Below are 13,415 nucleotides of genomic sequence, written 5' to 3' on the forward strand. Positions count from 1 at the left end.
GGCGATTGATGCCCCTGCAACCAGTCAATCGAGGTCGGGGCGCCAGGTCTTGTCGGCTCCCACGTAGTAGAAGGCCGTCTGGATCTCCGATTCGGGCACCTGCTTGAGTTTGGCCCAGGCCCTTCGATAGACCTTCAGTTGGAGGGCGGCGTGTTCCGCGGCCTCTCCCTGTGGCGGGCGACCGGTCTTCCAGTCGACTATGTCGTAGCCGCCGTCGGGGCCGGCGAAGATGGCGTCGATGCGGCCGCGCACCACTGTGCCCTCGAAGTCGATGACGAACGGGACCTCCTGGGCCACAATGCTTCGCTGCGCCCATTGCGATTGCTTGAATGACGCTTTGAGCCTCGCCAGGTCGACGTCGGCCTCCGCCTCGTCGGCGGCTCCGGGGAGGTCGGCCGAGTCGAAGAGGGTGCCGCCGCCGAAGAACTCCTCGACCCAGGCGTGGAATTCGGTGCCGCGCTGGGTGACCTCGTGCGGGGGCTGCGGCATCGGGCGGCGGCGCTCGGCCGCGAAGGCCTCCTCGTCGGCGCGCATCGCCATCAGCTGCGAGGTCGAGAGCCGCTCTGGCCTGGGCAGGCGCACGATGCCCGACTCGCGTTCGTCCCGCTCGGTCAGCAGCAGCTCGGCCTCCTCGGCCCACTGCCGCGCCGCCGGGGCGTCGCTCAGTTCGTCTCCCGCGACGAGCACCAGGTCCGCGGCCGCAGCGAACGCCTCCTGGCGCGAACCGAGCGGGGCCGGGCGCGGCCATTGGGCCGTCCTCACCTGGTCCTCGAGGGGATTGGACGGGCCCGAATCGGCCCACGCCGCCACCCGGGCGCCCGCAGCCCGCGCCTCCTCCAGATATGGCGCCGGCTTGTGCGACTTGCCGCTGTCGGCGTCCCACCAGTAGCCGCTGGCCAGCAGCGCCCGCTTCGCCCTGGTCAGCGCCACATAGGCGAGGCGCCGCTCCTCGTCCAGGCGGGCCTCCTTGTCGTCGGCCTTGAACGCCCGCACCGCCTTCGCCACCTCCGACGGGCTCTGCGCCGCGTCCAGGTAGAGCACCGGCAGGTTCTCCGCGTCCCCGCGCAGCGGGTACGGCAGCCGCGAGGCGTCGCTCACCCACGTCGAACCCGTCCCCGAACCGGGCAGGATGCCCTCGCACAGGCCCGGCACGGCCACCACGTCCCACTCGAGTCCCTTGGCGGCGTGGACGGTCATGAGTTGTACGATCCCGCCGGTCGTGCTCGCGGACTCGACCACCAGGCCCCGCTCGCGCTCGGCGGCCGACTCCAGATACGACAGGAACCCCGCGACGTTCGCTCCGGAGGTGTCGTTCTCATACGCCGCCGCGATGTCCGTGAACTCATCCAGATTGGACAGATCGCCGCGGTGGAGCATGACCTCCACGTCGAGGCCGCTGTGGGTGATCGCGTCGCCGATGACGTCGGGCAGGCTCTGGCCCAGCCTCGAACGAATCCAGGAGAGCTCCGCGTGGAGCTGCCCGAACCTGAGATACCCCAGGGCCGAATACGCTTCCTGCCCACCGGGATCGGCCAGCGCGTCGGCCAGGGAGGCCTCGGCGTCGGCGCCCGCGTCCGGTTCGAAGCCGCGGATGTCGGGGGCGAGTTCCCTCGCCCGCGCCCACAGCGCCGCGATGTCGCGGGCGCCGATGCGCCACCGCGTGCCGGTCAGCAGGCGCATGAGCGAAGGGCCGTTGGTGGGGTCGGCGGCGGCGCGCAGCATCGCGACGGTCTCGGCCACTTCGGGGTAGTAGAGGAGGCCGAGCGAGCCGACGACCTGGACCGGGAGCCCGGCGGCGGTCAGGGCCCGGTGGAGGGCCGGGATCTGGCGCCGCTTCCGCACCAGGACGGCGCCGGTGTCGAGGAACGGGTTCCAGGTCTCGACGAGGCGCGCGGCGATCCATTCGGCCTCGTCGTCCTGGGTGAGGTGCATGGCGGCCTCGGCCGTACCGACCCCGGGCACGCCCGCGGTCAAGGGTGGGACGGTTCCCGCGCGAAGCGGTTCGGAGACGGCGTTGGCGACGTCGAGGATCGCGGTGCGGTTGCGCCAGGACCGGGTCAGGTAGGCGGTGGACGTGGCGGCGTCTGCGGGTCCGGGGAAGTCGGATCCGAAGCGCTGCAAGGTGCCCGCGGAGGCCCCGCGCCAGGAGTAGATCGACTGGTTCGGGTCGCCGACGGCGGTGACGGGGTGTCCGCCGCCGAACAGTTCGCGCAGCAGCGTCACCTGCGAGTGGGAGGTGTCCTGGTATTCGTCCAGGAGCACGACTCGCCACCGGTCGCGTTCGGTCCGCACGATCTCGGGCGAGTGCCCGACGACCTCGGCGGCGAGCGCGAGCTGGTCGGCGAAGTCCATGACGCCGAGTTCGCGTTTGCGCAGCTCCCAGGCGTTCACGAGCGGCAGCAGCTGTTCGTGGCGTTTCACCAGCGACACCAGGGCCCGGAATTCGGGGTTGGTGCGTTTGGCGGCGCGCGCCTCGAGTTCGTCGGCCAGGCCGCGGTCGAAGGAGCGCAGTTCGTCCTCGCCGCGGAGGTGTTCGGCGAGTTCTCCGGCGAGGCGCAGCACGCGTTCGGTGACGGCGTCGACGCCGATGTCGAATTCGCTCATTTCGCCATCCCAGGCGCACACCAGATCCCGGGCGAGTTGCCAGCGCCCGGTCTCGGAGATGACGCGCGCGTTCGGTTCGACGCCGATGCGGATGCCGTGTTCGGTGACGAGGCTGGCGGCGTAGGCGTTGTAGGTGGACACGGTGGGTTCGCCGGGGAGCTGCGCGAGTTCGGGGATGCCTTCGGCGAGTTTGCGGAGCTTGTCGCGGATGCGCGCGGCGAGTTCGGCGGCGGCCTTGCGGGTGAAGGTGAGGCCGAGTATGTGTTCGGGGCGGGTGACGCCGTTGGCGATGAGCCAGACGACGCGGTCGGCCATGGTGGTGGTCTTGCCCGATCCGGCGCCGGCGATGACGAGGAGGGGGGCGGGCCCGGCTTCGATGACGGATCGTTGTTCGTCGGTGGGGGTGGGTTCGCCGAGCCGGTTGGCGATGCCGACGGCACTGTACTTGGGGGGCTTACTCATCGGTGACCTGCCGTCCTTCGTCCGCGATGGGGCAGCAGTGCTTGACCGAGCAGGTGGCGCACTTGTTGGTGTGGCGGGCCTCGAAGCTGGAGCCGCTCATCTGGTTGGCGGTGTCGGCGACGAGGTCGCGGGCCCAGTCGGGGTTCTCGGCCTCGCCGAGCGGGCCTTGGGTGAGGGAGGAGGCCTGTTTGGCCTCCTTGCTGGGGTAGACCAGTTCGGCGCCGCCGGCGTCGGTGCCCTCCTCGAAGGCGCCTTCGGTGACGGCGAGCTGGTAGGAGCCCATCTGCGAGTTCTCCTCGGCCTCTTTCTTGGTGGGCACGGTGCGGCCGGTCTTGAGGTCCACGATGTAGAGGCGGCCCTGGTCGTCGCGTTCGAGCCGGTCGACCTGGCCGGTCATGATCACGTCGACGCCTTCGGGGCCGAGCGAGAGCTTGACGCGGAAGTTGCGTTCGGCGCCGAGGAGTTCCCTCTGGTTGGCGCCCAGCCAGGCCGCGAATCGTTCGACGGTGCCGGAGACCCTGCGGCGTTCCTGTTCGGCCTGCCAGGGGGCCTCGAACGGGAGCCGGTCGAAGTGTTCGCCGACGACCTGCTCCATGACGGTTCGCGGGTCGGCGTCCGGGGTGGCGACGACGGCCTCGGCGGCGGCGTGCAGGAGCGTGCCCATGTAGCGGGGGAGGAGGTCGCCGTCGTCGCCTCCGTTGGATTCGAGGACCCATCGCAGCGCGCACTGCTGGGTTTTCTCCACTTGCGACGGTGAGATGCGGAGGGTCTCCCCGGCGAGCGCGAGCGCCCGGTCGTCGGAGAGCTCTGCCAGACCCCACCAGGTGGCCGGGTCGGCCCCGGGCACGTTCGCGCCGGCGAGCCGTTTCAATTGGGCGGCAGCGGCCTCGCGGCCCTGATGGGCCTCGGTGGCTACGGTTTCGCGGAGCCGGGCGACGAGCGCGGCCAGGCTCAGCGGCCGCGCCCCCCGCGCCGGAGCGGACGCCTCGCGGCCGAGTTCGGCACAGAACCGGCTGGGCTGCGCGTCGTCGGAGTCGACGGCGGTGACCAGAAGCCGGCGCCGCGCCCGGGTGCAGGCGGTATAGAACAGCCGCCGCTCCTCGTCGAGCAGCTGCGCCACCTGATCGACATCGGCACGCCCGTCGAGCAGGTCGACCAGCGCTTCGGCACCCATGACCGAGCCACGCGGGCGCAGGTTCGGCCACGCGCCCTCCTGGGCGCCGGCGACGACACAGAAGTCCCATTGCCGCCCGTGGGCGGCGTGCGCGGTGGTGAGCGTGACCGCGTCGCCGAGATTCGCCGTGGCCGAAAGGAAGTCGCCGGGCAGCTGCTGGTGCAGCACGTGCTCGCAGAACACGTCGACGCCGGCGCCGGGCTGCTTGTACTCGTAGTCGGCTGCCAGGTCGAACAGGGCGATGACGGCGTCGAGCTCGGAGTCGGCCCGCTGCGCGCGCCGGTCGGCCGACAGGGCCCTGCGCCGCAGCCGCTCGCTCTGGTTCGACTCCTCCCACACCCGCCACAGCACCGGCGCCACCCCGGATCCGCCACGGGCGGCCTCGAACAGCGCCGAGAGACGCCGCGCCGGCTCGGCCCACGGCTCCTCGGGCAGCGCCGCCACCACCTCGGGGTCGGCCAGGGCCTTGACCAACAGGTCGGCGCCGGGGGAGAAGTCGTCGGCCGCGACGGCCAAGCGCCGCAGCTCCTGACGCAGCCGCCGCTCGGCGAACGGGTCGGCGCCGCCGAACGCCGAATGCAGCAACTGCGCGGCGGCCGTCTCGTCCAACCGCTCCGGATGCCGTCCGATGAGAATGATGCGCAGCAGATCCCGGACGGTCGTGTGCGCCGGCAGCGGCACATCGTCGGCGGCCTGCGCGGTCGGCACGCCCGCGTGCTGCATGGCCCGCCGCAACTGCGGGATCTGCGAGGCGGACTTGACGATCACGGCCATATCGCCGTACGCGGTGCCCTCGAGCAGGTGCGCGCGGCGCAGCGTATCGGCGATGTGCACGGCCTCGCGGGTCGGCGACGGCAGGTACACGACCGCGGCCGCGCCCTCCTCCTCGGCATCGGTGCCGCGCCGCCGGTCCCGGTCAGGCCCCCGCAGCCGCTTCGACAACTCCACGGTCGCCGCCAGCGGCGCCGAAGCGACCGAGTGCGTGTTCGCCAACTGCACCACCGGCGCGTCCTCGCGCCCCAGCGTCGGGAACCGATCGGGGAAGTCGCGCACCGCCTCGGGATCGCCACCCTGGTAACCGAACACGGCCGCGTCCGGGCTCCCGGCGACGACCAGGTTCGCCCCGCCCCCGGCCAGCAGCTCGAGCAGGTCGACGTGCGCGGGCGTGGCGTCCTGCAGATCGTCCACGAACACCCACGACGGGCGCGGGACCAGCTCCGGGCTCTGCTTCAGCTCGGCGGCCGCGGCCCGCACGATCTCGGCCGAGTCGTACAGGGCGCTGGCGACCGACTGGACCGCGAGCGTGGTGACGTAGCGGTCGTAGAACCGCGCGGCGGCGCCCCATTCGGGATGCTCGTTCTGGCGTCCGAGCGCGGCCAACGCGCCGGGGGTCACGCCCCGCTCGCCGCAACGCAGCACCAGGTCCCGCAGCTGCTGCGCGAACGCATAGGTGCGCAGCGCCTCCGAGAGTTCCGCCGGCCAGGCGAAGTCCTCGGTGTCGAGCATCGACCGGATGAGCGCGTCGGCCTCAGGGCCGGTCAGCAGTCGCGGCTCGTCCTGGCCGGCGGCGAGGGCGGCGGCCCGCAGGACCGCGAAGGCGAAGGCGGGGAAGGTGAACACGCCGACCTCGGCGGCCGAGACACCCGCGCAGGCGGCATTGATCCGACCCCGCAGATAGGAGGTGTCCTGACGCCGCAGGCCCAGCACGAGGATCGAGGCGGGATTGACGCCCGAGACCACCTTCGCTTCGGCGGCGCGGATGAGCGATTCGGTCTTCCCGGTGGCGGGGCCGCCGCGGACCAGGAGCGGACCGGAGGCGTGCTCGACCACCGCCCGCTGCGCCGCATCGAGCTCGAACGCGGGCAGGGCGGGCGGTTCGGTGAACTCATACCGAAGCTCGACGGCACCCCCGGAAGACACGCTGCTCATAAAACCATAGGAAAGCACGCGGGTATGACAGGTCGCCCCCGGCCGCTCCGGAGTGGGCGAGCATACGAAGCGCCCGGCCGGCCCTTTCGGACCCGCCGGGCGCTCGATCTTCGGTTTCCTTGTATCTGGTTAATGCGCTGTTTCTGCAGTTAACTGAAGTGCAGATTGCGTCGCCGCACGCCCAGGTAGCCGATCGCGGCGATGAGCGCCGCGACCACCGTGAGGACGATCAGCGCCAGCCAGTCGATGTCCTGGGCCGGGTAGGCCGAGACGTGGTAGAACGGCGAGATCCCCTGGGCGCCTGAAGAAAGCTCCAGAAGTTCCCCGTAGTAGGCGACCACGAACGCGTAGATCCACGCGATCCAGCGCAGCCAGCCGGCGCGCGGCAGCCAGGCGTACATGGTGAACGCGAACGCCGTCAGTACCCATATCGCCGGGAGCTGGATGAGCGAGGCGCCCAAGAGCTTCCCGAAGAACGCGCCGTCACCCGTCGATGCGGCGCCGGTCAACCCCAGGATGAGTCCGCCGGCGGCCGTGGCCACGGTGGCGACGACGAGCGCGGCGGGCAGGTAGCTCCCGGGCCAGCCGCTGCGGGCCACGGGGCCGGAGGCGAGGAGCTCGCCGCGTCCGCCGGTCTCCTCTTTCCTGGCCCGTCCGACCACGAGCAGTCCGAACAGGGCCGCGAACAGTCCGTCGATCGCGGCGATGGTCGAGGCGAAGTTCTCCTCCATGCTCGCCCCGCCCTGGTTGAGGACCGCCTGCTGGTCTTCGGAGAGCCCCGAGAGCATGTCGTCGGCGCTGCCGACGATCGAGCCGTAGGCGGCCGCCAGCAGCACCAAGCTGATGACGCCGGCCCACATCAGGCCGCGGGTCAGCCGGAAGGTCAGCGCACCGGCGCTCCCCAGTCCGGGCTTCGCCTCGGCCCGGCCGGGCCGGTACGGGAGCATGCCGGCCCCGAAGTCGCGGTGCGTGACCAGCGCGAACGCCACCCACAGGGCGATCGCTCCCACGCCCAGCGTCAGGGCCAGCGGCCACCAGCGCTGGTCGGGCGTGGACACGAAGGTCAGCTGCGACCAGCCGACCGGCGACAGCCACGTCACCCAGTTCTCCTGGGCGTTGCCGATCGCCGCCAGCAGGACGGTGGCGCCGAGCGCGGCGAAGCCGAGCCCGTTGGCGCTCGACTGGTACGCGGCCAGCTGGGCGGCCACCGCGGTCAGGCAGGCGAAGACGATTCCCAGCGAGGTGTAGCCGAGCCCGTAGAGCAGTGCGCCACCGGCGTCGACGCCCTGCATGCCCAGGACGGACACGGCCATGCCGGCGCCGATTAGCACGGCGACGAGGACGGCCAGGATCATCGAGGCGGCCAGGTCGGCGCGGCGGCCGACCGGCTCGGAGCGGATGACCTCCAGGCGGGAGGTCTCCTCATCGGCGCGGGTGAGCCGGGTGACGAGGAGGATGAACATGACCGCGGTGATGGCCCCGACCCACAGGATCATCTGCTGGGCGAACATCGCGCCGGTCGACTCGGCGAAGGCGTCGAGGTATTCGCCCGGCCCGGTCATCGACCGCATCGCCGGAGTGTCGAGGGTGACGGCGAACTCGGCGCGGTCCTCGGCGTTCGGGTACAGGCTGGGGAAGGCCGCGGCGATGAGCCACGAGAAGCCCACGAGGCCGACGAACCAGCCGATGATGAAGACGCGGGTGCGGCGGGTCTGGAAGCGCAGCAGCTTGCCGGTGCCGGCGAGCGTGCCGAGGGTGCCCTCCTTGAGCGCCGTCGGCTCCATGGTCGCGGTGGTCATGACTGGTCTCCGTTGTTGACGCCCTTGGCGGCGAGCTCGTCGCCGTAGAAGCGCAGGAAGAGCTCTTCGAGCGACGGGGGCTCGCAGGTGAGGGCGGTGATGCCGACGACGGCGAGCTGGGCGAGCACATCGTCGAGCGCCCCGGTGTCGACATTGAGACGCACGTCCAGGCCGTCGACGGCGAGGTCGTGAACGCCTTCGAGGTCGTCAAGGCCGCGGACCGGGTTCTTCACCGTCGCGTGGATGCGCGAGCGGGAGAAGTGGCGCATCTCGGCGAGCGTTCCGGTCTCGACGATGACGCCCTTGCGGATGATGCTGACCTTCTGGCACAGCTGCTCGACCTCGCTCATGACGTGGCTGGACAGCAGTACCGTCGTGCCCTGGGCGGCGACCTCGCGGACGCACTCGTTGAACACGGCGGCCATGAGCGGGTCGAGCCCGGAGGTGGGCTCGTCCAGCAGCAGCAGTTCGACATCGGCGGCGAAGGCGGCGACGAGCGCGACCTTCTGCCGGTTGCCCTTGGAGTAGGAGCGGCCCTTCTTGCGCGGGTCGAGGTCGAACCGCTCCAGCAGTTCGTCGCGTTTGCGCTTGTCGATGCCGCCGCGGAGGCGCCCGAGGACGTCGATGGTCTCACCGCCGGTGAGGCCGGGCCACAGGGCGACGTCGCCGGGCACGTAGGCGAGGCGGCGGTGCAGCTCGGAGGCTTCGCTCCAAGGGTCGGAGCCGAAGAGCTCGGCCTTGCCGCCGTCGGCGCGCAGCATGCCCAACAGGACGCGGATGGTGGTTGACTTCCCGGCCCCGTTGGGGCCCAGGAAGCCATGGGTCTGGCCCCTGGCCACTTCAAGATCGAGATTGTCGAGCGCGGTCACGTGACCGAAGCGCTTGACCAGTTTCTCGGTGCGGATCACTGCGTTCATCGGCTCACAATATCATACTTTTCATGAATGTGTGAAAATTAGAATGCCGTGGCATAACATGTACATCGCTGACGAGGGGGAGACGATGAGCGGCCATACCGACGACCGAAAGGCGCTGCTGGAGTACGTGGAGCGATTCGCGGCGATTCTGGTGGAGTCGGGGATGCAGCGCATGTCGGCGCGCGTGTTCGCCTACATACTCGCCGACGACGAGGTCACCTACACCGCCGCCGAGATCGCTGAGGGCCTTGGCATCAGCCTCGCCGCCGTCTCCGGGGCGGTGCGCGAACTGACCACCGCCGGACTGCTCATCAAGGCCCGCCGCGCCTCCACCCGCGCCGACGTCTACCGGCTCAACGACGACGACATCTGGGGTTCGGTCATGCTCGACCGCTCCCCGATCATCGACCACTACCGCGCGGTCGCCATCGAGGGCGTGCGCACCCTGCCGCCGGGGCCCGGCCGCGACCGGCTCGAGCAGACCGTCGACTTCATGGAGTTCATGCTCTCGGAGATGGCGGACATGCGGGAGAAATGGAATGCGTACCGCGCCGGTAAGCGCGGCCCCGCCCGGCCGAAGTGAGGCGAAGGGGGGCCGTTCGGTAGCCTATGGCGGTATTGCCGATGCCGACCCCGCGCACACGCGCCGCAGGCTCACCGAGCCGAACTACCCTGGAGGACCGCCGTGGCCGACGACACCAGCCGCTCCGATGCGACCGCTGACAAAGGTCGTCCCACCCCCAAGCGTGGTGAGAAGACGGCCCGCGTCAACCCCTTCAGGCGTCTCGGCCGGTTCCTGCGCGAGGTCGTCGAGCAGCTGCGCAAGGTCGTCTACCCGACCCGACGCCAGCTCATCACCTACTCGATCGTCGTCCTCATCTTCGTCGCCGTCGTGATGGCCTACATCGGCGCACTCGACTTCCTCTTCGGCGACCTCGTCCGCCGGGCCTTCGGCGCCGACTCCTGAACCTCCGGCTTACGTGACCTGCGCCTGTCTCCAGGTGCCTGAGGCGAACCCCCGCATCGAGCGGTTACCCTAGGGGTATAACACGCGCCGGCTCCGTCCGGCGCGTGCGTGTTAGAGGGGGCGGGCTCGCCGCACCCGAGAGACCAATGCAGTCCCCCGCCGACCGCGGGGATGAGCCGGAATGAGAGCCAAGCGTGTCTGAGTTCGACGAAGCCTTGAAGAACGAAGCCGAGGCCCGAGCCGCCGCGGCGCAGGACACGGACGTCGCCGAGGAGATCGAGCCCGAGGACATCGAGGCCGATGAGAACGCCGAGCCCGAGGTCGACCCCGCCGAGGCCCTGCGCGCCAAGCTGCGCTTCGCACCCGGCGAGTGGTACGTGCTGCACTCATACGCGGGTTTTGAGAACCGCGTGCGCTCGAACCTGGAGAACCGCATCCAGTCCTTCGACCAGGAGGACTACATCTACCAGATCGAGGTCCCGACCCACACCGAGGTCGAGATCAAGAACGGCAAGCGGTCCAAGGTCGAGGCCAAGGTCTTCCCCAGCTACGTGCTGGTCCGCATGGAGATGACGCCCGAGTCCTACTCGGTCGTGCGCAACACTCCCGGCGTGACCGGATTCGTCGGCGTGGTCGACCGCACCGACCGCCCCAGCCCGCTCCCGCTCGACGAGGTCATCCAGTGGCTGCTGCCGCCGGAGCAGAAGCCCGAGACCGAGGCCTCCTCCGAGGACGGGACCTCCACCGATTCCGGCATCAAGGTCGACTTCACCGAGGGTGAGTCGGTCACCGTCGTCGACGGCGCCTTCGCCTCCATGCCGGCCACGATCTCCGAGATCAACGCCGAGCAGCAGAAGCTCAAGGTGCTCGTCTCGATCTTCGGCCGCGAGACCCCGGTCGAGTTGAACTTCAACCAGGTCTCGAAGCTCTAAGGAGCGCCGGGTCGCCGGCCGCGGCCTGTAGCGCCTGCTACAGGTCACACACCTCGCTTGAGGTGTGGACTTCTCCTGCGAGTACCCTGGAGAAGTTGTGCGCCTGCGTGCCGCAGGCGCGCGCACTGAACAGACGGGGCGATTTCGTCCCGTGACAGCCCAGGAAGAGAAGGACACGATGGCTCCCAAGAAAAAGGCCGTTGTGACGTTCAAGCTGGAACTCGCGGGTGGCCAGGCCACTCCGGCTCCGCCGGTGGGTCCTGCCCTCGGCCAGCACGGCGTCAACATCATGGAGTTCTGCAAGGCCTACAACGCGGCCACCGAATCGCAGCGCGGCGAGATCCTCCCCGCTGAGATCACGGTGTACGAGGACCGTTCGTTCACGTTCGTCCTCAAGACCCCGCCGGCAGCCAAGCTGCTGCTCAAGGCCGCCGGTGTGCCCAAGGGCTCCGGCGAACCGCACCGCGTCAAGGTCGGCAAGGTCACCGAGGCCCAGGTCCGCGAGATCGCGGAGAAGAAGATGCCCGACCTCAACGCCAACGACATCGACGCCGCCGCCCTGATCGTTGCGGGCACCGCCCGCAGCATGGGCATCACGGTCGAATAGATCGACGTCGAATAAGCAGACCCAGTGGAAGGGCGAGCGCTCGTCCTCACCACGACATCCGAAGGATGGATCATGAAGCGCAGCAAGAAATACACTGACGTCGCCAAGAAGGTCGACAAGTCCGAGCTCTACGCGCCGCTCCCGGCCGCCGAGCTCGCCAAGGAGACGTCCCCGTCCAAGTTCGACGCCACCGTTGAGGTCGCCATGCGTCTCGGCGTCGACCCCCGCCAGGCGGACCAGCTGGTCCGCGGCACGGTCTCGCTGCCCAACGGCACCGGCAAGACCGTCCGCGTCATCGCCTTCGCCGAGGGCGACAAGGCCGAGGCCGCTCTCGCGGCCGGCGCCGACGAGGTCGGCTCCGACGACCTGGTCAAGCGGATCTCCGAGGGCTGGCTCGACTTCGACGCCGCCGTCGCCACGCCCGACCAGATGGCCAAGATCGGCCGGATCGCGCGCATCCTGGGCCCGCGCGGTCTCATGCCGAACCCGAAGACCGGCACGGTCACTCCGGACGTCGCCAAGGCCGTCACGGAGATCAAGGGCGGAAAGATCTCCTTCCGCGTCGACAAGCACTCCAACCTGCACCTGGTGATCGGCAAGACCAGCTTCTCCGCGGAGCAGCTGGCCGAGAACTACAACGCGGCCGTTGAAGAAGTGCAGCGCTTGAAGCCCGCCAGCTCCAAGGGCGTCTACATCAAGAAGATCACCCTGACCACCACGATGGGCCCGGGCATCCCGGTCGACCCGTCCGCGGTCAAGGCCGCCAAGTAATTCGGCGAATGTGACGTGGCCCCAGTGCAGGTACCTGCACTGGGGCCCTCGCGTTTCCCCTGTTAAGATTGCCTAGTTTTCCACAACCCAAAGACCGTCGGTCACCGCTTTGAGCGGTTGTAAACCACCCGGGACCAACGCAGGGCGACTCAAGAGCTTTTCAGGCGCGAGCCTGATGCGGTTCCTTCTGGCGTCCCGATGGGGCGCCTTTTTTGTCGCCTCCATAAAGACGGTTGAGGATTGATCAGCCGAGAAAGGAGGGAAACATGGCTGAAAGGGAATATCCGGCAGACAAGCAGTCTGCCATCGCCGACCTCACCGAGCGTTTTTCGAACTCGTCGGCCGCAGTGCTCACGGAGTACCGCGGTCTGACCGTCGAAGAGCTTCAGGAGCTCCGGCGTTCCCTCGGCGAGGGGGCGAACTACCGTGTCGCCAAGAACACCCTCGCCAAGCGTGCCGCGAACCAGGCCGGCGTGTCCGGTCTTGATGACCTGTTCACCGGCCCCACCGCGATCACCTTCATCGAAGGTGACCCGGTCGAAGCCGCGAAGGGCCTGAAGGCTTTCGCCAAGGCCCACGAGGCTCTGGTGGTCAAGGGCGGTGTCATGGACGGCAACGTCCTGACCGTCGAAGAGATCACCAAGCTGGCCGACCTGGAGTCCCGCGAGGTGCTCCTGGCCAAGCTCGCCGGTGCGCTCCAGGCCACCGCGCAGAAGACCGCCGGCGTCCTCGCCGCCTCTGCTTCGCAGGTGGCGCGTCTCGGTGCGGCGCTGCAGGAAAAGAAGGCGGCCAGTGGGGAGTAACCCCCGGGCCCAAGACTTGAGAAAGGAACCACATCATGGCTAAGCTGTCCACTGAAGACCTGCTGTCGCAGTTCGAGGAAATGACCCTCCTTGAGGTCTCCGAGTTCGTTAAGGCGTTCGAGGAGAAGTTCGACGTCACCGCCGCCGCTCCGGTCGCCGTTGCCGCCGCTGCCGGCCCGGCCGCCGAGGCCGCCGAGGAGAAGACCACCTTCGACGTCGTCCTCGAATCCGCGGGCGAGTCCAAGATCAAGGTCATCAAGGAAGTTCGTAGCATCACGAGCCTCGGCCTGAAGGAAGCCAAGGAGCTCGTCGAGAGCGCCCCCAAGGCTGTTGTCGAAGGCGCCTCCAAGGACGACGCCGACAAGGCCAAGGAGGCCCTCGAGGCCGCCGGCGCCACCGTCTCCCTCAAGTAATACAAGCCGCTCCCAGCGACTTGGGCGAAGCCTTCGG

The 13,415-nt window shown here is 69.3% G+C and carries 11 protein-coding genes; 7 read left to right on the plus strand and 4 right to left on the minus strand.

The window, feature by feature from the left end; translation table 11 throughout:
* Positions 1-24: 24 nt before the first annotated feature.
* The 4 genes from FAB82_RS22360 to FAB82_RS22375 all read right to left on the minus strand — a co-directional run bounded on the left by FAB82_RS22360 (position 25) and on the right by FAB82_RS22375 (position 8,885).
* Complete coding sequence (locus FAB82_RS22360) at positions 25-3,066, minus strand: ATP-dependent helicase (RefSeq protein WP_136536783.1); 3,042 nt, start codon at positions 3,064-3,066, stop codon at positions 25-27.
* On the minus strand, positions 3,059-6,169 hold the full coding sequence (locus FAB82_RS22365) for an ATP-dependent helicase (RefSeq protein WP_136536784.1): 3,111 nt from the start codon (positions 6,167-6,169) through the stop codon (positions 3,059-3,061). Before FAB82_RS22365 ends, FAB82_RS22360 begins: the two co-directional genes overlap by 8 nt.
* A gap of 149 nt (positions 6,170-6,318) precedes the next feature.
* Positions 6,319-7,968 carry an ABC transporter permease gene (locus FAB82_RS22370; protein WP_136536785.1) on the minus strand — a complete coding sequence of 550 codons (1,650 nt, stop codon included), beginning with the start codon at positions 7,966-7,968 and terminating at the stop codon, positions 6,319-6,321.
* Positions 7,965-8,885 carry an ABC transporter ATP-binding protein gene (locus FAB82_RS22375; protein ID WP_136536786.1) on the minus strand — a complete coding sequence of 307 codons (921 nt, stop codon included), beginning with the start codon at positions 8,883-8,885 and terminating at the stop codon, positions 7,965-7,967. Before FAB82_RS22375 ends, FAB82_RS22370 begins: the two co-directional genes overlap by 4 nt.
* A gap of 58 nt (positions 8,886-8,943) precedes the next feature.
* Between FAB82_RS22375 and FAB82_RS22380 the strand changes: the two genes are divergently transcribed.
* The 7 genes from FAB82_RS22380 to rplL all read left to right on the plus strand — a co-directional run bounded on the left by FAB82_RS22380 (position 8,944) and on the right by rplL (position 13,378).
* Complete coding sequence (locus FAB82_RS22380; RefSeq protein WP_168801722.1) at positions 8,944-9,468, plus strand: GbsR/MarR family transcriptional regulator; 525 nt, start codon at positions 8,944-8,946, stop codon at positions 9,466-9,468.
* 102 nt (positions 9,469-9,570) lie between these two features.
* Positions 9,571-9,852 carry a preprotein translocase subunit SecE gene (gene secE, locus FAB82_RS22385; RefSeq protein WP_136536788.1) on the plus strand — a complete coding sequence of 94 codons (282 nt, stop codon included), beginning with the start codon at positions 9,571-9,573 and terminating at the stop codon, positions 9,850-9,852.
* A 194-nt stretch (positions 9,853-10,046) separates the two neighbouring features.
* Positions 10,047-10,784: a transcription termination/antitermination protein NusG gene (gene nusG, locus FAB82_RS22390; RefSeq protein WP_136536789.1), complete on the plus strand. Its 738-nt coding sequence runs from the start codon at positions 10,047-10,049 to the stop codon at positions 10,782-10,784.
* 178 nt (positions 10,785-10,962) lie between these two features.
* On the plus strand, positions 10,963-11,391 hold the full coding sequence (rplK, locus tag FAB82_RS22395) for a 50S ribosomal protein L11 (protein WP_136536790.1): 429 nt from the start codon (positions 10,963-10,965) through the stop codon (positions 11,389-11,391).
* A 69-nt stretch (positions 11,392-11,460) separates the two neighbouring features.
* Entirely contained in the window at positions 11,461-12,162 is a 702-nt protein-coding gene (gene rplA, locus FAB82_RS22400) for a 50S ribosomal protein L1 (protein WP_136536944.1), read from the plus strand.
* A 266-nt stretch (positions 12,163-12,428) separates the two neighbouring features.
* Positions 12,429-12,965, plus strand: coding sequence for a 50S ribosomal protein L10 (gene rplJ, locus FAB82_RS22405; RefSeq protein ID WP_136536791.1), 537 nt, complete (start codon positions 12,429-12,431; stop codon positions 12,963-12,965).
* 35 nt (positions 12,966-13,000) lie between these two features.
* Positions 13,001-13,378 (plus strand): 50S ribosomal protein L7/L12, encoded by a 378-nt coding sequence (gene rplL, locus FAB82_RS22410; protein WP_136536792.1) that lies wholly within the window; start codon positions 13,001-13,003, stop codon positions 13,376-13,378.
* The last annotated feature ends 37 nt before the right edge of the window (positions 13,379-13,415 follow it).

It is taken from the genome of Glycomyces buryatensis, assembly GCF_004912275.1.
GTDB lineage: Bacteria > Actinomycetota > Actinomycetes > Mycobacteriales > Micromonosporaceae > Glycomyces > Glycomyces buryatensis.